A 26149-nucleotide genomic window follows, 5' to 3' on the forward strand; every position below is an offset into this window, starting at 1 on the left:
CTTGCCCTTTTACTGGTATTTACATAAAGGCTGTGAGATATCGCGAAAAATGCTCGTTCATTACTGCCTTGCTAGCCTCAACGTTGAAGGCGTAAAGGGCTGATTTGTTCGGTACGGATTAATATCCAAGCCGCCCCGGCGAGTGTAGCGAGCGTAGACAGTCAACGCTTTTGGGTGGCAGTAGCGCTGAATATCGTGAAAGATGCGCTCTACACACTGCTCGTGAAACTCGTTGTGGTGGCGAAACGACACGATATAGCGCAGCAGCGCTTCACGATCGATCTTGGGGCCGCAGTAGTGAATTTGCAGTGATCCCCAGTCTGGCTGGTGGGTAATCAGGCAGTTGGATTTGAGTACGTGGCTGACCAGCGTCTCTTCGACTGTTTCGGTTGACCCCGGCTTAACGGCGTTTTCCAGCAGGCGCTCGTTGAAGTCGTAATCGTTAATTGTGATGTCCTGTCCGTCAATACACTCGCCGCTCAGAGTGCCGACGGGGGTATTTTCCAGCTCAGAGAGCGTAAATAGACGAACGTCGACGTCACCCTGCGCACAGCCGGAAAGATCTCGGCGTAGGGTGTACTCAATGTCTCTCCAGCTGTCAAAGCGGGTCTGGTTGAAACTGTTTAGGTAAAGCTTAAAGCTTTTGGATTCGATCAGATTTTGGCTGTCGGCATTGACGCGAACTTCTCCTACCGCCACTTGCGGAACACCTCCGGCATTAAGCCATGACAGCTCGTAGAGCGTCCAGATGTCTGCGCCCGTAAAGGGTAGACTTCCCTGCTTCAGCCCAAGAGGCTCTCGATTCAGGCTGCGGGGAACTGGCTGCAACAGCGCGGCGTCGTAGCGGTCGATATAGCGGGTTTCCTTTCCCAGCGTCAGCTCCGACAGGGCCTGATTATCCTGATAATGATGGGTCATGCTTTTCTCCTGTCGCTGAACTTTCGGGTTGATGGGGTATAATGCCTTTATATTTTCCCCCTAGTGTAACGTAATCTTAGGAAAACCATGACAGTTCAGGCCGCCTTAACCCAGTTTACCTCTTCCTTTGTTTCACTCTGGCAGCGTGAGAAAGGGCACGAACCCGCCAGTGCCGAGCTGTACGGTGTTGCCTCTCCCTGTATTGTTTCTACTCGAGAAGAGCGAGTGTTTTGGCTGCCGCAGCCCTTTGATGCAGAGGCTTCGTTAGCCAACGTAGAGCGGGCGCTGGATATCTCTCTTAGAGAAGAGGCCTGTGCCTATTTTACTCACCAGTTTGCCGGGGACATGACCGCCAGAATGGGGGGAGCTTGAGCTTTCTCTGATTCAGGTGTGGAGCGATGAGGACTTTATCCGCCTTCAGGAAAACCTGATTGGTCATTTGGTTACCCAGCGTCGGCTCAAGCTGTCGCCAACGCTGTTTATTGCCACAACGGACTCGGAAATGGACATGGTGTCGTTATGTAATCTCTCCGGTGAAGTGGTTTTGGAGCACTTCGGGACACAGAAAAGAGAAACGCTGGCAGCGTCTCTTGAATCGTTTCTGGAGCAGCTTGAGCCCGTATTGCTCCCCTAGACCGAGGGGCTTAGCGCTGGTTTTTACGGGAAAATGCGAGCCATTGGATTAAATAAGGGACGATAGTCTTACAAGGAATGACATGTCCCGTGTGAGACATATCCTACAAACCCTGTGAGACATTTCATTCATTACTATACGAACCTTTTTTGATAAATTATTATTTATCATGTAATTAGGTGAATTTCGGGTCCATTTTCTTGCTCTTTTTTAAAACGTCGACTCTGTGAGTCTATTGTGAGACTAAGGGAATTGGGCGATTCTATGTCCATCGAAAGGATGCTTGGAACAAAGGAACGTATCAGGACGATACGAGCTTTAGGATAAAGCAAAAGGACACTTTCAGGAAGATTAGGATCGCCATCAGGAAGATGGCGGGACAGTTTAAGGATGAAATCCAGGACACCTCCAGGACGGAGAGCGAGTACTTACCGGAGCGTAAGGGGTCAGGACGACACTTAGGGAACGCATCAGGATGATGCAAAGGCAACTCGGGATTGAGCTGCTGTTTCAAAGGAAGGTCGGTCAGGAAGGCCACAGGGAAAAGTTTTCAGGGATTGAACAGGGAAGTAACCAAGTAGCTGGATTGCTATAAAACGAACCGAGCCCACTGTGTATTCACAGTGGGCTCTCTTTTTATGCCTTTTTCGCGACCAAATCTCGCTCGTGGTATGATTAGCCCCTCTGTGACTTGAGGCAATTTGTCTCAATGTTCGCCTTTTGCAGCAAGAGAGCGTCATGAATTTAGAAAATCAGGTCTGGCAGTGGCTGTCTGACGTGGAACGATTAATGCGGCAAAACGGATTATGGTCTGAATGCCCTCCCGCTCTGTCGTCTTTTGACAGCGTAGAGCCTTTTTGTATTGATACGATGTCGCCGCAGGAATGGCTGCAGTGGGTGTTTGTTCCCCGCATGCGGGCGATATTAGAAAGCCATCAGCCCTTACCAACACGTATCGCTATCGCACCTTATTATGAAGAGGCTTTCAGCGAGAGCCAGGAAGCGCTTCGGCCTTTACTGGACGTGTTAACACATATTGACCGCGCCCTTAGCGCAGGCGGCGACTAGTGCTGGAAATTCTTTATCAGGATGAGCATCTGGTTGCGGTCAACAAGCCTTCGGGCTGGCTAGTGCACCGAAGCTGGCTGGACAGGCATGAAACCGTGGTTGTTATGCAGACCGTTCGCGACCAGATCGGCCAACATGTTTTTACCGTCCACCGCCTCGACAGGCCGACGTCAGGCGTTTTGCTGATGGCGCTTTCCAGCGACGTGGCGCGTATGCTGGCACAGCAGTTTGAACATCATCGAATACACAAGGTGTATCACGCGGTTGTGCGCGGCTATGTAGAAGGCAGCGGAACGATAGATTACGCGCTGGTGGAGCAGCTGGATAAAATTGCCGATAAGTTTGCGACTCGGGATAAAGAGGCACAGTCAGCCGTAAGCCACTACAGCGGCCTGGCGCAGGCGGAGGTACCTGTCGCCGTTGGGCCATACTCGACGGCGCGCTACAGCCTGCTAGAGCTGCGGCCTGAAACCGGGCGTAAGCACCAGCTGCGTCGCCACATGAGCCATATTTCTCACCCAATCGTTGGCGACAGCTCTTACGGCGATCTTCGCCATAATCGCGCCGTTGCAAGCCACTTTAACTGCCCGCGGCTGATGTTGCATGCTAGTCACTTGGCGTTGAATCACCCGGTCACTGGCCAACCGCTGCTGATTTCTGCTCCTTGGGATCCGACGTGGCAGAATCTGATGAAGTCGTTTGGCTGGATGGAAGAATGCCCTAAAGCTCATGGGGTTGAAATTGTTTCCCCAATGACTCAGGATAATCCCATCGATCAACCGATGATGAATGATAAATAAAGAGAGTGTGCGATGACCAAGATCGGTATTTTTGTTGGAACCGTATACGGCAATGCCCAAATGGTGGCTGAAAAGGCACAGGCTTTGTTACAGGAAGCAGGCCATGAGGCGACAGTGTTTGATGAAGGCACGCTAGAAGAGTGGCAGCGCTATGAGCACGACTGTGTTTTAGTCGTGACCTCAACGACGGGGCAGGGAGACCTGCCGGACACAATAGAACCGCTGTTTTATGACATTAAAGACAGCCTCGGGCATCAGCCTTCTCTGCGCTATGGCATCATCGCGCTGGGGGACAGCAACTATGAGAACTTCAGCGGCGCGGGTAAAAAGTTTGACGCTCTGCTGCAAGAGCAGCAGGCACAGCGCGTAGGCGAGATGCTGCTTATCGACAGCAGTGACGTTTCTGAGCCGGAATCCTTCGCTGAGCCTTGGATCCGCAGCTGGTCAAGCCTCGTCAACTAGCGCTTTTCTCCTGTTTTAAGCCCACGCCGGTTCGCTAGCGTGGGTTTTTTTATACCTGTCATCACTGAATCACTCGTGAAACTTGCCGACTTTCTGACTGGAAGATGAGAGCCTGCTCACTCTTTAAAAATAATTTCAATATGTAACATTCTATTTCTTTTGGAGCCGGCGTATGGTGACTTCGGTACAGAATATTGAATGCAACACATTGATAATGTGTGTTTATTCGTTCTTTTTGTCAAGTGATGAGAAGCGCTCAGGAGAATAATGATGAAAAACGGAGTAAGGGCAGTCTTTTTGGCAGGCGTTGCGGCTAGTGCCGTTTCTTTTTCTGCCGTGGCAGCACCGGAAAAGCCAAGCCCTCTTTTGGGAGCTCCCGTTAATACGGCGATTTCAGGCGGTTCAGTGCTGCCTAACGGCATGCTGCTGACGGCGGTGAATGCCTCCTTTCGCGATAAAACCGATCAGATAAAAGGGGAGGGGAGCCCGGATGTCTTTTCGCAAATCTGGCTGTTAAAAGTGCGCTATGGGTTAACTGACCGTTTTGAAATATCTACAGTCGGCTCTTATATCAACAACAAAAGGGACGGAATGAACCCTGAACACATTGAGGGGATGGGAGATCAGTCACTGGGTTTTACCTATGCCATACTGAGCGAAAGACAGGGGGATCCACTTTGGCTGTCCTTTGGTGCTGCCGCGCTGTTGCCGACCGGGCAAAGTGGCGATAATCACCTGCCGGGTAACGAAGCTTGGGGTGGCCGTGCTTCTATCAGCCTGACAAAGTTTTTTACGCCGCAGTGGAAAGGCGATATGGACTTTATCGCTCAGGGGCCGTTTGAACGAGGCAATCAGAACGTCAAGCGCGGCAATGAGTACCAGTGGAACGCTCAGGTGCGCTATATGTTCGTCGATCCACAGGTTGACGTTGGCATTGAAAGCGCCTATTCAAAAACCGAGTCCGGCGATAAGCGCGTTGGTTCACGCACGTTTAATAACCATGCAGGCACGACAGAGTGGGTAGTTGGCCCTTCCGTTAATCTGGCTATTTCACCGTTGAATATGTGGGTTGGCGCCGGCGCGTTTTTCCCTGTTTTACAGGAGGCGGACGGCCCAGCCAAAATGGAAAACGTTCGCTGGGAGTTTAAAATAGGTAAAACCTGGTAGTGGAGAGAGTCGTCCTTTCAGGCTGATAGCGGCCTGAAAGGCGAGCGTTCTCATTTGGTTTTTGACGTCAGCTTTTCCAGATCGGCTTCGATTTCTGCAATCTTGTGGGTAACGACCTGCTCAAGGTGGCGGAGGTCGGAGAGGATCTTCTGCTTCAGATCGACCTCCAGCTGTTCGCCGCGGCAAACGTTATCGAGCTCCTCGATAACGTAGCGGAGGTTAGGGCTTATCTCATGTACCTCTTTATAGGATTTTTCCGCTCCCGGATTCGCCAGAATAGTCTTTCTCTGCCGAGGAAATTTGAACTTAACGCTTTTGGCGAAAAATTCCCCTTTCTCTTTGCGAAAGTAGATCTTGAGAATGTCGTTGCTCGCTTCCTGGCGTAGGCTGTAGCGATCGATCTGCTCCGGATTACTAATCCCAAGGCTGACGAGATTATCGTACATAAAAGCACCTTCCTGATTTGTTGTTATGCCGATGAAATACCGCTTACTATTATAGCAAGGAGAGCGCAGTCGCGTTTGTGGTGCAGTTCGAAATCGCATTGAAAAGTGTCGCAACGTGAAGCGCGTCGCGTGATGAGGAAAAAGCATGTCGTGTCGATATGAAAAAGAAGCCAGTCTATTAATCGAAGCGCTTAACGCTCAAGGCGTGAGCTTTGCCATTGGCCTGAGTGATGCGGAAGCTGGCGAGGTTGAATGCGTCTTTGGCTTTCAGTTCCCTCCCGACCTTAAAGCGCTATTACAGCAGGCTTTGCCGATATCCTCAGGGTTTGTAGACTGGCGGGCTGCTATGGGCTCTAAAAAGGCTCGACGCCAGATCGCGGAGCGGATGGCGGCTCCTCTGGAAGGGATCCTTTTTGATATCAAGCACAATGACTACTGGCTGGATAGCTGGGGATCGAGGCCTGCCGTGTTTTCCGAACGCAAAGCGCGCGTTGAACGCCTGGTGGCCGATGCGCCAAGGCTTATACCTCTCTATTCTCACCGCTACCTGCCCGATACGCCCTGCGAGGCGGGGAATCCGGTGTTTTCTGTTTATCAGACGGACATTATTTATTACGGCAACGATCTGGCGTCCTATTTTGCTGCGGAGTTTGGTTTTACGCTACCGGGGGCGTTTCATCCCGCTAACGAGCCGAAGCCTGTCGCTTTTTGGTGTGAGCTGGTGTTGTGAAAGGCGAGAGTTGTATAGAACAGGGAGGCGTATAGGCCAGATCTCCCGGCCGGGAACGGCCGGAACATCGTGAATGCCACAGAGTGGCAGCGAATCGTCAGGAAGGATTAATCAATGGTGCGAAGCAGCTCGTTGATTCCTACCTTGCCGCGGGTTTTGGCGTCAACTTTCTTGACGATCACCGCGCAGTACAGGCTGTAGGTACCGTCTTTAGACGGCAGGTTGCCAGATACGACGACGGAGCCCGCAGGAACGCGACCGTAGTGAACTTCCCCGGTTTCGCGATCGTAAATACGGGTGCTTTGACCTATGTAAACGCCCATAGAGATCACAGAGCCTTCTTCAACGATCACCCCTTCTACCACTTCAGAACGCGCGCCGATAAAGCAGTTGTCTTCGATGATAGTTGGATTGGCCTGTAGCGGTTCCAGCACGCCGCCGATGCCAACGCCGCCGGAAAGGTGAACGTTTTTACCGATTTGCGCGCATGAGCCAACGGTGGCCCAAGTGTCCACCATCGTGCCTTCATCAACGTAGGCGCCGATGTTGACATAAGAGGGCATTAACACGGTGTTGCGGGCGATAAATGCGCCCTGACGCACGCTGGCGGGAGGTACTACGCGGAAGCCTTCACGCTGGAAGCGGGCGGCGTCGTAGTCAGCGAACTTCATTGGTACTTTGTCGTAATAGCGGCTTTCTGCGCCGTCGATAACGATGTTGTCGTTAATGCGGAAGGAGAGCAGAACGGCTTTCTTTAGCCACTGGTGTGTGACCCACACGCCGTTAATCTTTTCGGCAACCCGCAGCTCGCCTGAATCAAGCTTGGCGATGGTGGCGTTGACCGCTTCGCGAAGCGCTACGTCAGCGCTGGTGGGAGTGATGTCTGCGCGGCGCTCGAAGGCGCTTTCAATCACGGATTGTAACTGTTGCATCTTGTTTCCTGATGTCGTGAGTTTAAAAGAAACGTCCCCATCTTCGGCGTGAATAGCCTAGTTGGGGCCATATTTATCCGTTGGACTCAGGGTTTCTGTCAACCTTTGTTTCAAAACTTCGCATATTTCAGCAGATAATGCCGTTCGCTCGGCGTTTGTGAGAACGAAGAGGTCTTCTACACGCTCGCCGATAGTAGAGATGCGGGCACTGTGCAGCGACAGCCCGAGATCGGCAAACGCTTCTCCCACGCGAGCCAGCAAACCGGGGCGATCCAGCGCCGTCAGCTCCATATAGGTACGGCGATCGCTCTGACCGCGAAGAAAGTTAACGTGAGTGGGGACGTTAAAGTGGCGCAGCTTCGACGATAGCGGTCGGGGTTTAGGGCGCTCGTAAACCGGCTGAACGAGCGCTCTTTTTAGCCCCTCTCGAATTTCGGCATGGCGATCCACTGACAGCGGCTTTCCGTTGGGTTCCAGCACGATAAAGCTGTCCATGGCCATACGGTCGCGATTGGTAAAGATTTGCGCGTCGTGAATGCTGAGGTTTCTTCTGTCCAGCTCGCCTGCTGCTGTGGCAAACAGGTAGGGGCGATCCGAACTGTAGATAAAGATTTCAGTGCCGCCTCGATTGGGCAGCGGGCTTATTAACACCATGGGGCCATCGCCCTGATGCGCTATCAGATGGCGGGCGTGCCAGGCCAGCTGTGCGGGCGTGTGGCGCAGGAAGTAGTCAGCTCGGCAGCGGTTCCACAACGGGTGCAGCGCTGTCTCGTCAATATTTTCTCTACGCAGCAGCGCCAGCGCCTGCGTTTTGTTGTGGCGCACGCGTTCCCGAAGGTCAGGCCGATAGTGCATACCGCGCTTTAGCTGTCGCTCGGTGGCGAAATAAAGCTCCCTCAGCAGGCTTTGTTTCCAGCTGTTCCACAGCGGCTCGTTGGTGGCGCAGATATCGGCGACGGTCAGGCAGATAAGGTAGTGCAGCCGGGTTTCACTTTTTACTTCGGCGGCAAACTGCTGGATCACTTCAGGATCCTGAATGTCGCGTCGTTGAGCGGTCACCGACATTAAAAGGTGCTGTTTGACCAGCCAGCTTACCAGTGCAGCTTCGTTGGCGTTAAGATCGTGCAGCTGTGCAAAGGCTTTGGCGTCTTCTGCGCCGAGTTCGGAGTGGTCGCCACCTCGTCCTTTAGCGATATCGTGAAACAGGGCAGCCATCAGCAACAGCGACTGTTTTTGCAGTTTCGGATAGAGTTCTACGCACAGAGGATGTGCCTGACGCGTTTGCTCATCGGCAAAGCTCTCCAGCTTTAGCAGCACGCGGATCGTGTGCTCGTCAACGGTATAAACGTGGAACAGGTCGAACTGCATTTGACCAACAATGTTGCTCCACTCGGGCACATAGGCAGCCAGCACGCTGTGGCGATGCATTGGTACTATTGCGCGTCTGATTGCGCCGGGGTGTCGCAGAATGGCCATAAATATCTGGCGAGCCTCAGGCAACTGACTCAGAGGCTTCTTTAAGTGGCGACGGGCGTAGCGCAGATGGCGCAGAGTTGTTGAATAGATCCCTTTAATTTCAGGATTAATCGCGAGCTGATAGAACAGGCCGATGATGGTTTCCGGCTGTTCAATAAACAGGTTGGGATCCCTAAGGTCGATAAGCTGGCCGCGAAGCTGGAAGCGTTCGTTTAGAATCTGCGGCTTATCCGTTGGTGACAGCGCCAGAATGGCTTCATCAAACAGCTGAAGCAGCATGTGGTTGAGTTCAGCGACGCGGCGCGTGACGCGGAAATAGTCCTTCATCATGCGTTCGATGGGCTGATTGCCATCACCAAGATAGCCTAAAAGCGTAGCGACGCTAAGCTGACGATCGAACAGCAGACGGTTGTCATAGCGGCTAAGCGTCAGGTGTAACGCAAAGCGAATGCGCCACAGAAACGTCTGGCATTCGTCCAGTTCGGCGCATTCTGCAGGCGTTAAAAAGCCGAAGCTGACCATCTCTTCCAGCGACGTTGCGCCAAAGTGGCGTCGGGCAACCCACAGCAAAGTGTGAATGTCGCGCAGGCCGCCCGGGCCGGCTTTAATATCCGGCTCAAGGTTGTAGCTGGTGCCGTGGTAGCGACAATGGCGTTCTTCCTGTTCTTCACACTTGGCGTGGAAGAAGGTTTCCGAAGGCCATATTTCCTGGCTAAAAATGTGCTTTTGCAGCGTTAAAAACAGCGCCACGTCGCCGCAAATCAGCCGGGATTCAATCAGGTTGGTGGCGACGGTCAAGTCGGCGATGCACTCTTCCAGACACTGGGCAAGGCTTCTGACGCTGTGGCCGACTTCAAGCTTCAGATCCCAGAGCAGCGTGATGATTTCCCCCACTTTTTGAGACTGTTCTTCGTCAAGTGGGGCATCGCTTAGTACAAGAATGTCGATATCCGACAGGGGGTGAAGCTCTCCTCGCCCATAGCCACCAACGGCGATCAGCGCCAGCCCGCTGCGGTTAGAAAATCCCTTGGAAGAGGCCGCCATAAAGCCGTGCGCTATCCAAAGCCGCTGTAGCAGATGGTCAACGTAGTCTGACCGGGCTTTTAGCAGCTCTTCAATATCGTATCCCGCCTCAAACGCCTGACGCAGCCAAAGCTGGAAGTCATCTAGCGCCTGCTTGAGAAAAGGTAAAGTAAGCTCGTCCTGACTAAAGCAGGCGGGATCGCAGGGCTTTTTGAGCAAGACGCTTTCTGACATGGCGGCAGTTACCTTTGGGCTAAATGCAAAACGGATCTTGACTTAAGCTACCTGTAAATGAGGGAAATCGCCAGATGGATAAAGGGAAAAGGAAAGACGTATTGGTATAACCGACGGTTCTTGACGTACATTCTTCTTGTCATTGCTGATTTCATTTAATTACAATGATTATTATTTCATTTCAATAGATAATCTAGCCGTGTTAATAAAAAGCAGAGCAGGCGTTGTATCGTTTGTTTTAATCGCTCTTTTGCTGTCCTTCGACTTTTTTCGGAGTTCATTGGCCGTTCGCGTCATGGGAAATAGCGCGGTGTTGCTATATTTAGTCCTCGCGCTGGTCTTTTTTCTACCGTTTGTGCTGATAATGTCTGATATCGGGGCAGAGCTTCGTCGCGACGGCTGTGGGATCTACACTTGGGCGAGCCGTTATCTGGGCGCGCGTCTGACGTTTGTTGGGGCATTTATTTGGTACTTGTCCTGCATCATCTTAATCGGGAACTGTATTTCTTACGCGATACATTACCTGTCGATTTTTATTTGCGGTGACGATCTTTTTTTATTAAGCCGGTTTGAGCTTTGGTCGAAAAGTGGCTTAACGACAGTTGTTGCGGTGCTGGCGACGATTATTGCCATCAAATGGCATAGTCACTTACGGCTTATTATCACCATAGGCGGAGCGGCTCTCATCTGTGCCATACTGGTTTTATTACTGGCTAGTGTACCCTTGCTTCTTTTGGTCGATGGCTCGTCAGCTTTAGCAAGTCACTTGCCGTTGGCTCCGCGTTCGGGGTTTGAGGCAGCTAGCAGAAAAGGCGAATATGCCCAACTGGTGGTACAGATTGTTTTTGCCTATTGCTGTATCAGTATTGCGGGGGGCTTAACCAATATCGTTCAAAACGTGGGTAAAGCGCTTAAGAAAAAGCTAGTGTTAGCGGTCATTGTCGTTGCTATTGGCTACGCGGTGAGCGTTTTGCTGTGGGGGACACAGCCCGCAGCCGATGGCTATTGGATCCCCAGTATTTTTGAACTAACGAAAAATATGGGCGCTTCCTGGGGAGTAGCTCTGCATTTATCCTCTGACTCCGTCGCTGCTATCAGTAGCGAGCTGCTGCACATTACCGGGCTTCTTTTGTTCCTAGCCGCAGTGGCCTCGGTATTAATCTTAATTTATGCGCCGCTGAGGCTGTTGATGAGGGGCATTCAAGAAACAGCTGAGTCAACAAATACAGCGGGAGTACCGGCGAAAGCGATGTGGGTGCAGTGTCTGCTGGTATTAATTGTGCTAAACGTATCGCGAGAGCAGTCCTATTACCTGTTAGATACCCTGACTCAGGTTCTGATGACCTTGCCTTGCCTCCTTCTGGCCGTTGCGTTCTTTTTATTTAAAACGAAGCTTCATTCTGAGGTCGGCTCTGAGATACCCAAAAGCCGTCTGTCAGCGCTTTTGATAAGCGGAACGGTGGTGTTGGTGATTATTCTTTCCAACGTCAGTGCCGCCGTGTTGCCAGCCGTTTATCTGGGGGAATTTGAGCGAGCGAAATGGGCGTTTTATGGGGGCGCAGTAGCTGTGCTGGCTGGGTTGGTCGCTTATGAAATCTATTGTCGCAGGATAAGTAAAAAACAGACGCCGGAAGCCTAGGCTTCCGGCGCGTAGCGAGGGTTACTCTGCGGGCGTCAGAATTGCTTCAATAGTGTCGTCTTTGCGCAGAGTAAGGATTTCGCAGCCGTCATCAGTAACGGCAATCATGTGCTCATACTGCGCGGAGAGGCTGCGGTCTTTGGTTTTGACCGTCCAGCCGTCTTTCATGGTGCGAATATGGTAGTCGCCGGCGTTGACCATCGGCTCGATAGTAAAGGTCATGCCTTTTTGCAGCACCACGCCGCCGTCGTCCGCATCATAGTGAAGAACCTGAGGTTCCTCGTGAAAGCCTTCGCCGATGCCGTGGCCGCAGTATTCGCGAACGACCGAGAATCCCTGTGCTTCTACATATTTCTGAATCGCCTTACCCAGCGTGCGCAGGCGAATGCCGGGCTTAACCATTCTCAGTGCCAGATAGAGGCTTTCCTGAGTCACGCGGCACAGGCGGTCGCCCAGAATGGTCGGCTGGCCAACAGTAAACATTTTGGACGTATCGCCGTGGAATCCGTCTTTAATCACGGTAACGTCGATATTGACGATATCGCCGTCTTTGAGCTTTTTGTCATCACTGGGAATGCCGTGGCAAACCACTTCATTGATTGAGATACAAACCGACTTGGGAAAGCCGTGATAACCCAAACAGGCGGAAATGGCGTTTTGCGTATTGGTAATGTAGTCGTGACAAATGCGATCCAGTTCACCGGTGGTGACGTCTGGCTTCACAAAGGGTTCAATCATTTCCAACACTTCGGCCGCGAGTCGGCCAGCAACGCGCATTTTAGCGACGTCTTCAGGAGTTTTTATTGAGATAGCCATAAAGCAGAGTCCATGTTAAACCGCTATCGTTACCTGCTGTGCAGAGATACACAGGAGGCTGGCGAAAAGCGCTAATCGACAACGATTATCAATACAAGATTCTACTATGGTAACAGCCCTGAGAAAGAGAGCCAAATTTATTGCCGCGATGAGGCACTGTTATAGAGCCCGTTTGTGTTGTAAAAAATATCGATGATTTCTCAGAAATTTGGTTGACGATAAAATATTATCTGGTAGATTAAGAAGGTTTGCGCACAAGATTCACATTATCAAAAGCGTGCGTTTGCATCACTTAAAGCCGAAGAAAAAGGTTAAGAAGAATGAAGATACACATAGCTAAAGAGGTTGATATCAACCCCTAATCATATGCCGACAGGCCGTTGATTAGGGGTTTTTTTTCGTCTGAAGTTTAACAGGGGAGCAGAAAAAAGAATGCGAGGCCAACATATACTAGGGTTGGAACACATGTCGCCCTTAGACATTGAACGCGTGTTAGATACCGCCGCAGAAATGAAGAAACTGGTGGGGCGCCAAAAAAATAAGAAACTTTCCGTTTTGCGGGGAAAAGCAATCGTTAACGTCTTCTTTGAAAACAGCACTCGCACCCGTTCATCTTTCGAGCTGGCGGGCAAATATCTTGGTGCCGACGTCATCAATATTGCAGCGTCAACGTCCAGCGTGGCTAAGGGAGAGAGCCTGCGCGATACGCTTCTGACGGTGCAGGCAATGGGTATCGATGCCATTGTGATGCGCCACAGTGCGGAAGGTGCAGCGCAGTACGCGACGCGCTACGTTGATGCAGTGGTTATTAACGCCGGTGACGGCGCACACGAACACCCTACGCAGGGGCTGTTGGACCTGCTTACGATTCGCCAACATCACGGCAAAATAGCCGGGAAGAAAGTGGCGATTATCGGAGACATTCTGCATAGCCGCGTTGCCCGCTCAAACGTTTGGGGGCTGTTGAAGTTGGGGGCCGAGGTACATCTGGGCGGCCCTAAAACGATGATCCCGAAAGAGATGGTGGATATGGGGGGTCACCATCCATCACCGGGTGGAAGACGCTATCGCCGATGCCGACGTGGTGAACGTTTTACGCATTCAGCTTGAGCGCCAAAAGAAGGGATTGTTCCCTACGCCGCGCGAATATGCCCGCATCTTCGGCATTAACGAAGAGCGTTTAAAGCTGGCGAAAAAGAACGTGCTGGTGATGCACCCGGGCCCAATGAATCGCGGTTTGGAAATTTCGCCAGACGTAGCCTACGGCCGCTTCTCCGCTATCGAAGAGCAGGTGAACAACGGTGTGGCTGTCAGAATGGCGGTACTCTCTTTAACTTTAGCCGATGAGGAATGCGCGTAATGGCACAGTGGTTAATTCAGAACGGTCACCTGATCGATCCGGCAAACGGGATAGACGATGTGCTTGACGTTCGCGTTATAGACGGCGTTATTGCGGAAGTAGGGAAGGGGCTTAAGTCTGCTGCGGCAGAGGAGTGTATCGATGCCAGTGGGCTTATCGTCAGCCCCGGCTTTATTGATATCCACTGTCACCTGCGCGAGCCTGGGCAAGAGGCGAAAGAAGATCTGTTGACCGGCACGGCGTCGGCTGCCGCCGGAGGGTATACCACCATTCTGACCATGGCCAACACACGCCCGGTAATCGATCAGGCCATCATTGTTGAAGGGATGAAAAACAAAATCCGTCAGGATGGTCTGGTGCGGGTTGAGATTACTGGTGCCGTTACTAAAGGTCTGGAAGGCAAAGAGCTGGCCGAAATTGGCGATATGGCTTTGGCCGGCGTGAGAGCGCTATCTGACGACGGAAACTACGTGGATGACGCGCGCCTGATGCGCGCTGCGCTGGAGTACGCCAGCATGTTTGACCTGCCGGTGATATCCCACTCAGAAGACTGCTGTCTAGTAGCTGACGGCGTTATGCATGAAGGCTGCGTCTCGGCCAAGCTGGGGCTAAAAGGCCGTCCGGCGGAAGCGGAGAACATTGCTGTCTCTCGTGAACTGATGCTGGCGGAAATGACCGGTGGCCATATTCATATTGCCCACGTTAGCAGCAAGGGGGCGGTAGATTTGATTCGAGCCGCTAAGGCCAAGGGCATTAAGGTTACCGCTGAGGTGACGCCTCATCACCTGTGTCTGGTGGATAAGAGCATTGAGTCGTTCGACTCGGTGTTTAAAGTTAACCCACCGTTGCGCACTAACGAACACATTGTCGCACTGCTGGAAGGTCTAAAAGACGGTACTTTAGATGCTATTGCTACCGATCACGCTCCTCACGCCTACGAAGAGAAAGACTGTGAGTTCAACGAAGCGCCCTGCGGCTTTGCCGGTTTCGAAACGGCTTTCAGTGTGCTGAACAGCCGCTTTGTTACCACCGGAGAGTGGCGAGTGCAGGATTTGATCGCCAAGATGACGTCCGGGCCTGCGGCGGCGTTTGACTGGAAAGATCGCGGTCATCTTAGCGTTGGTGGACTGGCGGACTTAGTGCTTATCGATCCGAAAGCGGAGTGGATTGTTGACCCTCAGTCGCTGTTAACGCGCGGAAAGTCTTGTCCGTTCAGCGGCATGCATATGACGGGCAAAGTGGTGAGTACGATGGTTAACGGTCGCTGGGTCTACCGGGATGGGGAAATCCGGCGCGACTGCTAAACTTAACTGACGGTTGCGGTGCGGATAAGAGCGCACCGCGGCTGCCTTTTCGCTACAAATTTACTTTACCTACACTAAGTAGTGGCGTTTAAGGGCGCTTTTATGGTATAAAGCGCGCCGGAAATCCGTCTTCTTTTCTTATGAATTATTCTTACGAAATGCGGTTCGGTATTTTCAATCACTTTTTACTTAAACTACGTTATAACACACACGTATCGGCACATGCGGCGGGGTGCTTTAAAGCGTTTATTCGCTTTGGGGTCGGCGTTATGGGATACGTGGAGGCATAACCCCAAACTTTACTTATAGAGGTAATAATGGCAACTGTATCTATGCGCGACATGCTCAAGGCTGGCGTACACTTTGGTCACCAGACCCGTTACTGGAACCCGAAAATGAAGCCGTTCATCTTCGGTGCTCGTAACAAAGTGCATATCATCAACCTTGAAAAAACTGTACCGATGTTCAACGAAGCTCTGGCTGAGTTAAACAAGATCGCTTCCCACAAGGGCAAGATCCTGTTTGTTGGTACCAAGCGCGCAGCGTGTGAGCCAGTCAAAGAAGCCGCTAAAAGCTGCAACCAATTCTACGTTAACCATCGCTGGTTGGGCGGCATGCTGACCAACTGGAAAACCGTCCGTCAGTCAATCAAGCGTTTGAAAGAATTAGAAATTCAAGCACAGGACGGTACGTTCGACAAGCTGACCAAGAAAGAAGCGCTGATGCGTTCTCGCGAAATGGACAAGCTGGAGAACAGCCTCGGTGGTATCAAAGATATGGGCGGCCTGCCTGATGCGATTTTCGTTATCGATGCCGATCACGAACACATTGCTATCAAAGAAGCCAATAACCTTGGCATTCCTGTTTTTGCGGTCGTTGATACTAACTCCGATCCGGACGGCGTAGACTTCGTTATCCCAGGTAACGATGACGCCATTCGCGCAGTGCAGCTGTACCTTGGCGCTGTTGCTGAAACTGTCCGTGAAGCCCGCGCCGATCAGGGCGTTCAGGCCGTTGAAGAAAGCTTCATCGAAGCGGAGTAATAAGGAGTGCTCCGTAGCGAGCCCTTATTAACCAGGTATTAGATATGTTGGTTAGGGGGCCTGTTCAGGCCCCCTTTTTGCTTGTTTGTCACAAAGAACATCCGACAAAGAATAACCGAGGATAGAAGAGAATGGCTGAAATTACTGCAGCTCTAGTAAAAGAACTCCGCGAGCGTACCGCTGCCGGTATGATGGAATGTAAAAAAGCGCTGGTTGAAGCAAACGGTGATATCGAGCTGGCTATCGACAACATGCGTAAATCTGGTCAGGCGAAAGCGGCTAAGAAAGCCGGTCGCGTTGCTGCTGAAGGCGTTATTCTGACCAAGATCGCTGCTGACGGTAAGCGTGGCGTTATTCTGGAAGCTAACTGTGAAACCGACTTCGTTGCTAAAGACGCCGGCTTCCTGGCTTTTGCTAACGGCGCTATCGACGCTGCTCTGGCTGAAAACATCAGCGATATCGAAGCGCTGAAGGCCAAGTTTGAAGAAACCCGCACTACGCTGGTTGCGAAAATTGGTGAAAACATCAATCTTCGTCGCGTTATCGTTCTGGAAGGCGAAAAGCTGGGTGCCTACATGCACGGCGCTCGCATCGGCGTTCTGGTTGCTGCAAACGGCGCTGCTGACGATGAGCTGGTTAAGCACATCGCTATGCACATTGCTGCAAGCAAGCCTGAGTTTGTTTCTCCAGACGACGTTCCGGCTGAAGTTGTTGCTCGCGAGCACGAAATTCAAATCGACATCGCGATGCAGTCCGGCAAGCCGCGCGAAATCGCAGAGAAAATGGTTGAAGGCCGTATGCGTAAGTTCACCGGCGAGATTTCTCTGACCGGTCAGGCTTTCGTTATGGACCCAAGCAAAACCGTTGGCGATCTGCTCAAAGAGCGTAAAGCTGGCGTAGCTGAGTTCATCCGCTTTGAAGTGGGTGAAGGCATCGAGAAAGTTGAAGTAGACTTTGCAGCAGAAGTTGCTGCGATGTCTAAGTAAGCTTTCCCGTTGACTGAAGCGGATCGATATAACAGTATCGGTCCGTTTTTTTAAGTATACTCGTCAGCAACGTGACGTTCGGCGAGTATAAACCGACGACAATCATCTGCCGATTTAGGAAATCAGATCATGGCAACCAACGCAAAACCCGCATATCAAAGAATCCTGCTTAAACTGAGCGGCGAGGCCTTACAGGGAGCCGAAGGCTTCGGTATTGATGCCAGCGTCCTCGATCGTATGGCACAAGAGATTAAGGAACTGATTGAGCTGGGCGTGCAGGTCGGCGTTGTTATTGGCGGCGGTAACCTGTTTCGCGGCGCGGGGCTGGCAAAAGCCGGTATGAACCGCGTAGTGGGCGACCACATGGGAATGCTGGCGACCGTCATGAACGGTCTGGCGATGCGTGATGCTCTTCATCGTGCCTATGTGAACGCCCGCCTGATGTCTGCCATTCCGCTAAACGGCGTCTGCGATGACTATAGCTGGGCCGAGGCTATCAGCCTGCTGCGCCACGGTCGCGTGGTTATTTTTTCCGCCGGTACAGGCAACCCGTTCTTTACCACGGACTCCGCCGCCTGCTTGCGCGGGATTGAGATTGAAGCCGATATCGTTTTGAAAGCAACAAAAGTTGATGGCGTTTTCTCTGACGATCCGGTAAAAAATCCGGATGCCACGCTGTATGACTTCCTGAGCTATCAGGATGTTTTAGAGCGTGAGTTAAAGGTGATGGATCTTGCCGCCTTTACGTTGGCGCGCGACCATGGTTTGCCTATTCGCGTATTCAACATGAACAAGCCCGGTGCACTGCGTCGCGTGGTTATGGGCGAAGCAGAAGGCACATTAATCTGCACGCCGACGGAATAAACGCCCTCGGTGCGCTATGCGCATAATTTTACGGGCTGTGTGTCAACTGAGGCACAGTCCCCACTATTATTCACATTGAAAGGTTTGCAACGTGATTAACGAAATTAAAAAAGATGCTAAAGAGCGCATGGAAAAGTGCGTAGAGATGTTCAAAACGCACATTAGCAAAGTGCGCACAGGCCGCGCGCATCCAAGCATACTGGACGGCATTCAGGTTGAGTATTACGGCTCTGCTACACCGCTGCGCCAGCTGGCGAACGTAGTGACGGAAGACACCCGCACTCTGGCTATTTCTGTGTTTGACCGCAGCCTGACCCCTGCCATAGAAAAAGCGATTATGGCCTCCGATCTGGGGCTGAACCCGTCTTCTGCCGGTACTATCATTCGCGTTCCGCTTCCGCCGCTGACGGAAGAACGCCGTAAGGACCTGACCAAGGTTGTGCGTAACGAAGCTGAACAGGGGCGCGTGTCTGTACGCAACGTTCGCCGCGATGCGAACGACAAGATCAAAGCGCTGCTGAAAGATAAAGAAATCAGCGAAGACGATGAGCGCAAATCACAGGATGAAATCCAAAAGCTGACTGACGGCTTTATCAAGAAGATTGATGAGTCTTTGGCGGAGAAAGAAGCCGAGCTGATGGCATTCTAATTTTGCTTTAGCCAATAAAAAAACCCGGTGGTGGACATTGACCTACAGCCGGGTTTTTTCTTTTTTAGTTCGTTGAAAGCGCACGGAAGCCGGGAGTTTTACGCCAGAGCGTGATTTTCTGCCTGATAAAAGAGTAAAATGTGTGCCATTCTTTTTACAGACTTGTTCTGTGAGAAATGTCGTGAGTAGCAATAACCTGATGAAAAAAATAACGATTCTTGGTTCGACGGGCTCGATAGGGCACAGTACGCTGGCGGTTATCAGGGAGAATCCTGAGCGGTTTCAGGTCTATGCGCTGGTTGCCGGGCATAACGTAGAGATTATGTTGGCACAGTGTCGGGAATTCCGTCCCCAGTATGCTGCAATGGCAGACGAGGTTTCAGCATCTTCTCTGCGCACTCGCCTGAACGACGAAGGCATCTTAACCGAGGTGCTCAGTGGGCGCGATGCAGCCTGTGAGCTGTCTGCTGCGCCAGACGTCGATCAGGTGATGGCCGCTATTGTTGGTGCAGCGGGGCTTCTACCTACGCTGTCGGCGATCCGCGCGGGCAAGCAGGTGCTGTTGGCTAATAAGGAAGCGCTCGTGACCTGCGGTCGCCTGTTTATGGATGCCGTCACCCAGTATGGCGCACAGCTTCTGCCTATCGACAGTGAGCACAATGCGATTTTTCAAAGTATGCCGCCAGCTGTACAGCACGAGCTGGGGCGCGCGTCCCTCACGGATAACGGCGTTGTCAGCGTTATTCTTACCGGTTCTGGCGGGCCTTTCAGGACGACGCCTATTGAGCAGTTAGCCTCAATGACGCCCGATCAGGCCTGCGCGCATCCTAACTGGTCTATGGGCAGAAAAATCTCTGTCGATTCAGCCACTATGATGAACAAAGGGCTGGAGTATATCGAAGCACGCTGGCTGTTCAACGCCGCTGTTGAGCAGATGGAGGTGCTATTGCACCCTCAGTCGGTGATCCATTCCATGGTGCGCTATCAGGACGGCAGCATTCTGGCTCAGTTGGGATCCCCTGACATGAAAACGCCGATTGCTCACGCAATGGCTTATCCCGAACGCATCTCTTCCGGCGCTTCGCATCTCGATTTCTGTCGCCTTAGCGCACTGACTTTTGAACAGCCTGATTTTGTTCGCTATCCGTGCCTACAGCTTGCCATTGAGGCCAGCCACGCAGGGCAGGCGGCAACGACTGCGCTCAATGCCGCCAACGAGCGCAGTGTAGAGGCGTTTTTACAGCAGAGAATTGCCTTTACGGATATTGCAAAGATCAATCGTCAGACTCTTGATGCACTGTGTCACAGTGAACCTAAAGACGTTGATGAGGTCTTGTTTATTGACGCCTGGGCTCGCGAGCGTGCCGATAGCGCGATTGCGTTGCTGTGCAGTTAGTCACAGCAGATTTGTTCGCATCAGGGTGAAATGGTATAGTTTAGGCGTCCCTGCGCATAATTAACGGCGCGGTGAAGTAACGGTTCAGGCTATCAGCTCCACGGATTAGGCAGATAGACAACCGTGCTTGAACTGATTTTTTTGCGAGCCGTGCGGTGTACACGGCTTTTTTGCGTAAGAAGAGCGGCAGTTTTTACCGCCGCCTTCTTTAAATGACTTAGGAAGTGCCAACTGGTTATGTCGCCCGTTAAACAGCAGATCGATAACAATCAAACCTCTGTTCCTCGTCACGTTGCTATTATCATGGACGGTAACGGTCGCTGGGCTAAACAGCTGGGGAAATTGCGCGTTTTTGGCCATCAGGAAGGGGCTAAAGCAGTGCGCAGAGCGGTAGGTTTTGCCGTGAGTCGGGAAATTCAGGCGCTGACGCTCTATGCTTTTAGCAGTGAGAACTGGAACCGTCCCGCTCAGGAAGTCACTGCGCTGATGGAGCTTTTTGGTCGCGCGCTGGACAAAGAAGCCCCTAGCCTGAATAAACACAATGTCCGGATGAGAGTGGTTGGTGACATTTCCCGCTTTAGCGACCGTTTACGCGCTAAAATTCATAAAGCGCAGGCATTAACTGAAAACAATACCGGCCTAACGCTGAACATCGCCGCGAACTACGGCGGTCGCTGGGACATTACCCAGGCTTGCCAGACGCTGGCAAAGAAAGTCGCTGATGGAGAAATGACGCCTGAACAGATAGACGAAGACGTCATTGGTCAGTACGTTAACCTCAGCGATTTGGCACCGGTTGATTTAGTGATAAGGACAGGAGGAGAGCATCGGATAAGTAACTTCCTGCTGTGGCAGATTGCCTATGCAGAGCTTTACTTCACCGAGGTTCTTTGGCCCGATTTTGATGAGCTGGTTTTTGAAGGTGCGCTTAATGAGTTTGCACAGCGTGAGCGCCGTTTTGGTGGGACTGAGCCCGCGAGTAGTAAGGAAATCTAGGAGGCACTCGTGCTGAAGTCACGCATCATTACTGCGCTGATTCTTATTCCTCTGGTTATTGCGGCGCTGTTTATGCTGCCGCCGATGCCTTTTGCTATCGTCATTATTGCGGTATGCATGCTGGCAGCCTGGGAATGGGGGCAGTTTATTGGTTTTAAATCCTCGGCCTTTCGCGTGCCGCTGGCTATTCTCTGCGGTATTGGTCTGGGAGCGCTTTACTGGCCGGTTTATGCATCTGGCCTGCCGCCTTCAGCGAGCCCGATCGCCAGTGCATTCTTGCTGGCCTCTCTCGGCTGGTGGGTATTGGCGCTGTGCATGGTGCTTAGCTATCCGGCATCAGCTCGTTTTTGGAAAACGTCTCAGCTTTTACGCCTGATGTTTGGCGTCTTGACTATTGTTCCGTTCTTTTTCGGCATGATCACTCTGCGGCAGTATGGCTTTCAGGAAAATGCCTATACGGGCGCCTGGTGGCTGCTGTACGTGATGGTGCTAGTCTGGGGTGCAGACTCAGGCGCTTACGCGTTCGGTCGGCTGTTTGGCAAGCGCAAGCTGGCGCCTAAAGTTTCTCCGGGCAAGACGCTTGAAGGGCTGGTAGGCGGTTTGGTTACCTCTGCGCTGATTGCCTGGCTGTTTAGCCTGTTTGTTCCTTTACACGTTTCGTTGAATACGCTTCTCATCTGTTCCGTTATTTCTGTGTTGGCATCCGTGCTGGGCGATCTCACTGAAAGCATGTTTAAGCGCGAAGCGGGCATTAAGGACAGCAGCCATCTTATTCCCGGTCACGGCGGTGTGCTTGACCGTATTGACAGTCTGACGGCGGCCATACCGGTCTTTGCCTGTCTGATATTTCTGATTTTTTAAGGCGGGTTGATGAGTGTAATTCACACCATAGTGGTCTTTATCATTGCACTGGGGCTGCTGGTCACGGTGCATGAGTTTGGCCACTTTTGGGTGGCTCGCCGCTGTGGCGTTAAGGTCATTCGCTTTTCTATCGGCTTTGGCAAAGCGCTGTGGCGCAGAACCGATAAGAAAGGGACGGAGTTCGTCATTGCTGCGATCCCACTCGGCGGCTATGTCAAAATGCTCGATGAGCGCGCTGAAGAGGTCGAACCCGCACTTCGCGCTCAGGCGTTTAACAATAAAACCGTCGGGCAGCGCGCAGCGATTATTGCCGCAGGCCCAATGGCAAACTTCCTGTTTGCCGTGTTTGCCTACTGGCTGGTATTCATTATCGGCGTACCGTCACTGCGACCAGTTATCGGCGAAGTGGCTCCTCAATCTATTGCCGCGCAGGCGAATATTTCTGCCGGAATGGAACTAAAGTCCGTTGCCGGTATCGAAACGCCTGATTGGAGTGCTGTTCGTATGGCGCTGGTCGGGCAGATTGGTGAAAAGAAAATCGACGTTACTATTGCGCCTTTTGGCTCCTCTTCCGAACAGGAAAGGACGCTGGATACGTCCAACTGGGCGTTTGATCCAGACAAGCAGGATCCGATAAAAACGCTTGGCTTTGTGCCGAAAATGCCGCAGATTGAGCCGGTGATTGAGATCGTTCAGCAGGATTCTGCTGCCGCTAAAGCGGGGCTGATGCAGGGCGACCGGCTGTTAAGGGTTAACGGCGCTGAGTTTGGACAGTGGCAGGACTTCGTTAAGCTGGTGAGCGGCAGTCCGGGGCAGCCTATTGAGCTGGTCATTTCCCGCGACGGAGAAAGCCGAACGCTGACCATGACGCCTGACGTGAAAACGCTTAGTGACGGTTCACAAAGAGGGTTTGCCGGTATTTCACCGAAGGTGATACCGCTACCCGACGAGTATCAGATAAATCGCCAGTACAACGTATTTTCGGCGGTTTATCAGGCGGGAAGCGAAACTTGGCAGTTGACGACGCTTACTGCCAAAATGATAGCAAAACTGATAACGGGCGACGTGAAGTTGAAAAATCTGAGCGGCCCAATATCAATTGCTCAGGGAGCCGGAACGGCCGCTAGCTATGGGTTGGTTTATTATCTGATGTTTTTAGCGCTAATTAGCGTAAACTTAGGCATAATTAACCTGTTCCCTCTACCAGTATTAGACGGTGGTCATCTGGTGTTTCTGGCGGTAGAAAAGGTAACGGGTAAACCGGTGTCTGAGCAAGTTCAGGACTATAGTTATCGGGTTGGGGCAATCTTATTGGTACTGTTGATGGGACTTGCGCTTTTCAATGACTTCTCTCGCTTTTACAGCTAGAGACTTTGGTTAGGATAAACAGATAATAACGATGGCGATGAAAAAGTTGCTTTTAGCGTCGCTGCTGCTTGGCAGCGCCACCGCTTACGGTGCCGACGGGTTTGTCGTACAGGACATTCGATTTGAAGGGTTGCAGCGCGTTGCCACAGGTGCCGCACTGCTAAACATGCCTGTTCGCGTAGGCGATACAGTCAGCGATGCGGATATTGGTAATACTATCCGTACGCTGTTTGCTTCCGGTAACTTTGAGGATGTCAGGGTGCTGCGCGACGGCAATACCCTCATCGTACAGGTTAAGGAACGCCCAACAATCGCCAGCGTCACGTTTTCCGGTAATAAGGCGGTGAAAGACGACGCGCTTAAGGAAAACCTGGAAGCTTCCGGCGTTCGCGTCGGTGAAGCGCTGGACAGAACCACCCTTAGTGCGACAGAGAAAGGGCTGGAGGATTTTTACTACAGCGTAGGTAAATACAACGCCTCGGTAAAAGCCATCGTAACTCCGCTGCCTCGTAACCGCGTTGACCTCAAACTGGTGTTCTCTGAGGGCGAATCCGCCTCTATTCAACAAATTAACATTGTCGGCAACCGCGCTTTCTCTAACGATGAGCTGGTCGGTCGCTTCCAACTGCGGGATCAGGTTCCGTGGTGGAACGTTGTCGGCGATCGCAACTATCAGAAGCAAAAGCTGTCCGGCGACCTCGAAGCGCTGCGCAGTTTTTATCTGGATCGCGGCTATGCCCGCTTTAATATCGATTCTACTAACGTCAGCCTGACGCCGGATAAGAAAAGCATCTATATCACTATCAACGTTACCGAAGGCCAGCAGTACAAGCTTTCCGGCGTTGAAGTCAGAGGCAATCTGGTTGGTCACGCCGGTGCTATTGAAGAGCTTGCCAAGGTTGAACCGGGCGAGCTGTATAACGGCAGCAAGGTGACTCAGGTTGAAGACAGCATTAAAAAGCTGCTGGGTCGCTACGGCTATGCCTACCCGCGCGTTGCTACGCAGCCTGAAATTAACGATGCGGATCGCACTGTTAAGCTGCACATCAGCGTAGACGCCGGTAACCGCTTCTACGTTCGTCGCATTCGCTTTGAAGGCAACGACGTCAGCAAGGACTCCGTTCTGCGTCGCGAAATGCGCCAGATGGAAGGCGCATGGCTGGGTAACGATCAGGTTGAGCAGGGCAAAGAACGCTTAAACCGCTTGGGCTATTTTGAAACCGTTGACGTAGAAACCGAGCGCGTGCCGGGATCTCCCGATCAGGTTGACTTAGTCTACAAGGTGAAAGAGCGAAACACCGGTACCTTTAACTTCGGCGTCGGCTTCGGCACCGAAAGCGGCGTCAGCTTCCAGGTTGGCCTGCAGCAGGAAAACTGGATGGGTACAGGCAAGAGCGTAGGGATTAACGGTACCAAGAACGACTACCGCACCTACGTTGAGCTGTCTGTGACTGAGCCTTATTTCACCGTTGACGGCGTGAGTCTGGGCGGTCGGGTCTTCTACGATCAGTTTGACGCTGACGATGCCGACCTGTCCGACTATAGCAAAGACAGCTTTGGTGTTGGCACTACGCTGGGCTTCCCAATCAACGAAAACAACGCACTGCGCTTTGGCTTAGACTTCGTCAGCAACGACCTGTCTGAGATGCAGCCGCAGGTTGCTATGTGGCGCTATCTGGAATCTGTCGGCGAGTCTCCGTCTCTGAACAAGAAGGCGGACTATAAGGCTTACGACTTCTTCTTCTCAGCCGGATGGAACTACAACAGCCTGAACCGCGGCTACTTTCCAACATCGGGTACCCGCGCAGGCCTAAACGGTAAAGTGACCATCCCTGGTTCCGACAACGAATACTACAAGCTGACGTTTGACAGCGCCTCCTACTATCCTATCGACAGTAAGGACAAATGGGTGCTGTTGGGTCGCGTGCGTGCAGGCTACGGTGACGGTCTGGGCGGTAAAGAAATGCCGTTCTACGACAACTTCTATGCGGGCGGTTCAGGCACAGTTCGCGGCTTCCAGTCGAATAACATCGGTCCTAAGGCCGTGTATATTCAGAACTGTTCAGGCAGTTACTGCCTGCAGAAAGACAGCGACGCCGTTGGTGGTAACGCCATGGGTGTAGCCAGCGTTGAGCTGATTTTCCCAACGCCGCTGGTTGATGACAAATATGCTAACTCGCTGCGTACCTCAGTCTTCTTTGACGCAGGTACCGTGTGGGATACCAACTGGAAAAACACCGCTGCAACCAAGTACTACGATATTCCAGATTATAGCGATCCGGGCAACGTACGTACCTCTGCGGGCGTCGCGCTACAGTGGATGTCTCCGCTGGGGCCGCTGGTGTTCTCCTATGCGAACCCGCTGGACAAGTATGACGGCGATAAATCAGAGCAGTTCCAGTTCAACATCGGCACCACTTGGTAATGATGCTGAGCGTGGTAGTAAACAACGGGTCTAGGCCCAAAGGCAATTATAGTGAGGAGTTCAAATTGAAAAAGTGGTTATGTGCTGCAGGTCTGGGTTTAGCTATGGTTGCTTCTGGCGTTGCCCAGGCAGCCGATAAAGTGGCTGTCGTTGACGTGATGCAGGTTCTGCAAAAGATGCCTGAGCGCGAAGCGATTGCCAAGAAGCTTGAGGGAGAATTCAAGTCTCGCGCTACGGCTCTGCAAAAAGAAGAGAAAACGGCTCAGGACAACGTGAAGAAGCTTCAAACCAAAGGCGCTTCCATGAAGGCCGCTGAGCGCACCAAAATTGAGAACGACATCAAGGCATTCCAGCAGAAAGCAGCGACTTTCACTCAGGACAGCCGTCGTCGTGAATCTGAAGAGATGAACAAGCTGGTTGCCAAAGTACAGGCTGCAGTGAAGACCGTTGCCGATAAAGAAGGCTACGCCGTTGTTGTTAAAGCCGATGCTGCTTTCTACAGCAACGCTGAAAACGACATCACTGAGAAAGTGCTTGCGCAGGTAAAATAAG

Annotated in this window: 24 protein-coding genes and 1 pseudogene; 20 read left to right on the forward strand and 5 right to left on the reverse strand. The window is 52.0% G+C overall.

Annotated elements, in window-relative coordinates; translation table 11 throughout:
* Nucleotides 1-60: 60 nt before the first annotated feature.
* On the reverse strand, nucleotides 61-918 hold the full coding sequence (gene queF / locus DQM29_RS03380) for an NADPH-dependent 7-cyano-7-deazaguanine reductase QueF (protein ID WP_111739310.1): 858 nt from the start codon (nucleotides 916-918) through the stop codon (nucleotides 61-63).
* A gap of 87 nt (nucleotides 919-1005) precedes the next feature.
* On the opposite strand from queF, the pseudogene syd reads away from it, so the two are divergent.
* From syd to DQM29_RS03405, 5 genes and pseudogenes are all read left to right on the forward strand, one after another.
* Nucleotides 1006-1552 (forward strand): annotated as a pseudogene (syd, locus tag DQM29_RS03385) (SecY-interacting protein).
* A 738-nt stretch (nucleotides 1553-2290) separates the two neighbouring features.
* A complete protein-coding gene (locus DQM29_RS03390) occupies nucleotides 2291-2620 on the forward strand; it encodes a YqcC family protein (RefSeq protein ID WP_111739311.1) in 330 nt (109 codons plus the stop codon).
* A complete protein-coding gene (gene truC / locus DQM29_RS03395; protein ID WP_111739312.1) occupies nucleotides 2620-3420 on the forward strand; it encodes a tRNA pseudouridine(65) synthase TruC in 801 nt (266 codons plus the stop codon). The genes DQM29_RS03390 and truC overlap by 1 nt, the downstream gene beginning before the upstream one ends.
* Before the next feature lie 12 nt (nucleotides 3421-3432).
* Nucleotides 3433-3882 (forward strand): flavodoxin, encoded by a 450-nt coding sequence (locus DQM29_RS03400; RefSeq protein WP_111739313.1) that lies wholly within the window; start codon nucleotides 3433-3435, stop codon nucleotides 3880-3882.
* Nucleotides 3883-4152: 270 nt separating this feature from the next.
* Nucleotides 4153-5049 carry a transporter gene (locus tag DQM29_RS03405; protein ID WP_111739314.1) on the forward strand — a complete coding sequence of 299 codons (897 nt, stop codon included), beginning with the start codon at nucleotides 4153-4155 and terminating at the stop codon, nucleotides 5047-5049.
* Nucleotides 5050-5099: 50 nt separating this feature from the next.
* Here the strand turns inward: DQM29_RS03405 and DQM29_RS03410 are convergent, their stop codons facing one another.
* Nucleotides 5100-5495 carry a DUF3461 family protein gene (locus tag DQM29_RS03410; protein WP_111739315.1) on the reverse strand — a complete coding sequence of 132 codons (396 nt, stop codon included), beginning with the start codon at nucleotides 5493-5495 and terminating at the stop codon, nucleotides 5100-5102.
* A 145-nt stretch (nucleotides 5496-5640) separates the two neighbouring features.
* Between DQM29_RS03410 and DQM29_RS03415 the strand changes: the two genes are divergently transcribed.
* Entirely contained in the window at nucleotides 5641-6225 is a 585-nt protein-coding gene (locus DQM29_RS03415) for an SMI1/KNR4 family protein (protein ID WP_111739316.1), read from the forward strand.
* Nucleotides 6226-6332: 107 nt separating this feature from the next.
* Here the strand turns inward: DQM29_RS03415 and dapD are convergent, their stop codons facing one another.
* Together dapD and glnD are read right to left on the reverse strand one after the other, a co-directional pair.
* Entirely contained in the window at nucleotides 6333-7157 is an 825-nt protein-coding gene (gene dapD / locus DQM29_RS03420) for a 2,3,4,5-tetrahydropyridine-2,6-dicarboxylate N-succinyltransferase (RefSeq protein ID WP_111739317.1), read from the reverse strand.
* 57 nt (nucleotides 7158-7214) lie between these two features.
* Nucleotides 7215-9890 carry a bifunctional uridylyltransferase/uridylyl-removing protein GlnD gene (gene glnD, locus DQM29_RS03425; RefSeq protein WP_111739318.1) on the reverse strand — a complete coding sequence of 892 codons (2676 nt, stop codon included), beginning with the start codon at nucleotides 9888-9890 and terminating at the stop codon, nucleotides 7215-7217.
* 136 nt (nucleotides 9891-10026) lie between these two features.
* Between glnD and DQM29_RS03430 the strand changes: the two genes are divergently transcribed.
* Nucleotides 10027-11529, forward strand: a complete 1503-nt coding sequence (locus tag DQM29_RS03430; RefSeq protein ID WP_145960329.1) for an APC family permease — start codon at nucleotides 10027-10029, stop codon at nucleotides 11527-11529.
* Between the two features lie 21 nt (nucleotides 11530-11550).
* Here the strand turns inward: DQM29_RS03430 and map are convergent, their stop codons facing one another.
* Complete coding sequence (gene map / locus DQM29_RS03435; RefSeq protein ID WP_111739320.1) at nucleotides 11551-12345, reverse strand: type I methionyl aminopeptidase; 795 nt, start codon at nucleotides 12343-12345, stop codon at nucleotides 11551-11553.
* A gap of 465 nt (nucleotides 12346-12810) precedes the next feature.
* Here map and DQM29_RS03440 point away from each other — a divergent pair, with 465 nt between their 5' ends.
* From DQM29_RS03440 to DQM29_RS03495, 13 genes are all read left to right on the forward strand, one after another.
* Entirely contained in the window at nucleotides 12811-13455 is a 645-nt protein-coding gene (locus tag DQM29_RS03440; protein ID WP_232054849.1) for an aspartate/ornithine carbamoyltransferase family protein, read from the forward strand.
* Nucleotides 13427-13705, forward strand: a complete 279-nt coding sequence (locus DQM29_RS18355) for an aspartate carbamoyltransferase (protein WP_232054850.1) — start codon at nucleotides 13427-13429, stop codon at nucleotides 13703-13705. Before DQM29_RS03440 ends, DQM29_RS18355 begins: the two co-directional genes overlap by 29 nt.
* A complete protein-coding gene (locus tag DQM29_RS03445; RefSeq protein ID WP_111739321.1) occupies nucleotides 13705-15009 on the forward strand; it encodes a dihydroorotase in 1305 nt (434 codons plus the stop codon). Before DQM29_RS18355 ends, DQM29_RS03445 begins: the two co-directional genes overlap by 1 nt.
* A 317-nt stretch (nucleotides 15010-15326) precedes the next feature.
* Nucleotides 15327-16052, forward strand: a complete 726-nt coding sequence (gene rpsB, locus DQM29_RS03450; RefSeq protein WP_111739322.1) for a 30S ribosomal protein S2 — start codon at nucleotides 15327-15329, stop codon at nucleotides 16050-16052.
* A 131-nt stretch (nucleotides 16053-16183) separates the two neighbouring features.
* Entirely contained in the window at nucleotides 16184-17038 is an 855-nt protein-coding gene (tsf, locus tag DQM29_RS03455; protein ID WP_111739323.1) for a translation elongation factor Ts, read from the forward strand.
* Nucleotides 17039-17167: 129 nt separating this feature from the next.
* Nucleotides 17168-17902, forward strand: coding sequence for a UMP kinase (pyrH, locus tag DQM29_RS03460; protein ID WP_111739324.1), 735 nt, complete (start codon nucleotides 17168-17170; stop codon nucleotides 17900-17902).
* A gap of 91 nt (nucleotides 17903-17993) precedes the next feature.
* Nucleotides 17994-18551 (forward strand): ribosome recycling factor, encoded by a 558-nt coding sequence (gene frr / locus DQM29_RS03465; protein ID WP_111739325.1) that lies wholly within the window; start codon nucleotides 17994-17996, stop codon nucleotides 18549-18551.
* Between the two features lie 199 nt (nucleotides 18552-18750).
* The gene (gene ispC, locus DQM29_RS03470; protein WP_111739326.1) at nucleotides 18751-19947 is read left to right on the forward strand and encodes a 1-deoxy-D-xylulose-5-phosphate reductoisomerase; all 1197 of its coding nucleotides are present in this window, start codon (nucleotides 18751-18753) and stop codon (nucleotides 19945-19947) included.
* 237 nt (nucleotides 19948-20184) lie between these two features.
* Complete coding sequence (gene ispU / locus DQM29_RS03475; protein WP_111739327.1) at nucleotides 20185-20943, forward strand: (2E,6E)-farnesyl-diphosphate-specific ditrans,polycis-undecaprenyl-diphosphate synthase; 759 nt, start codon at nucleotides 20185-20187, stop codon at nucleotides 20941-20943.
* 9 nt (nucleotides 20944-20952) lie between these two features.
* A complete protein-coding gene (gene cdsA / locus DQM29_RS03480; protein WP_111739328.1) occupies nucleotides 20953-21804 on the forward strand; it encodes a phosphatidate cytidylyltransferase in 852 nt (283 codons plus the stop codon).
* A gap of 6 nt (nucleotides 21805-21810) precedes the next feature.
* Complete coding sequence (rseP, locus tag DQM29_RS03485; RefSeq protein ID WP_111739329.1) at nucleotides 21811-23172, forward strand: sigma E protease regulator RseP; 1362 nt, start codon at nucleotides 21811-21813, stop codon at nucleotides 23170-23172.
* 31 nt (nucleotides 23173-23203) lie between these two features.
* Nucleotides 23204-25597, forward strand: coding sequence for an outer membrane protein assembly factor BamA (bamA, locus tag DQM29_RS03490; RefSeq protein ID WP_111739330.1), 2394 nt, complete (start codon nucleotides 23204-23206; stop codon nucleotides 25595-25597).
* Between the two features lie 65 nt (nucleotides 25598-25662).
* Nucleotides 25663-26148 (forward strand): OmpH family outer membrane protein, encoded by a 486-nt coding sequence (locus DQM29_RS03495; RefSeq protein WP_170126479.1) that lies wholly within the window; start codon nucleotides 25663-25665, stop codon nucleotides 26146-26148.
* Nucleotide 26149: the final 1 nt, after the last annotated feature.

It is taken from the genome of Leminorella richardii (assembly GCF_900478135.1).
In the GTDB taxonomy this organism is placed as follows: Bacteria; Pseudomonadota; Gammaproteobacteria; order Enterobacterales; family Enterobacteriaceae; genus Leminorella; species Leminorella richardii.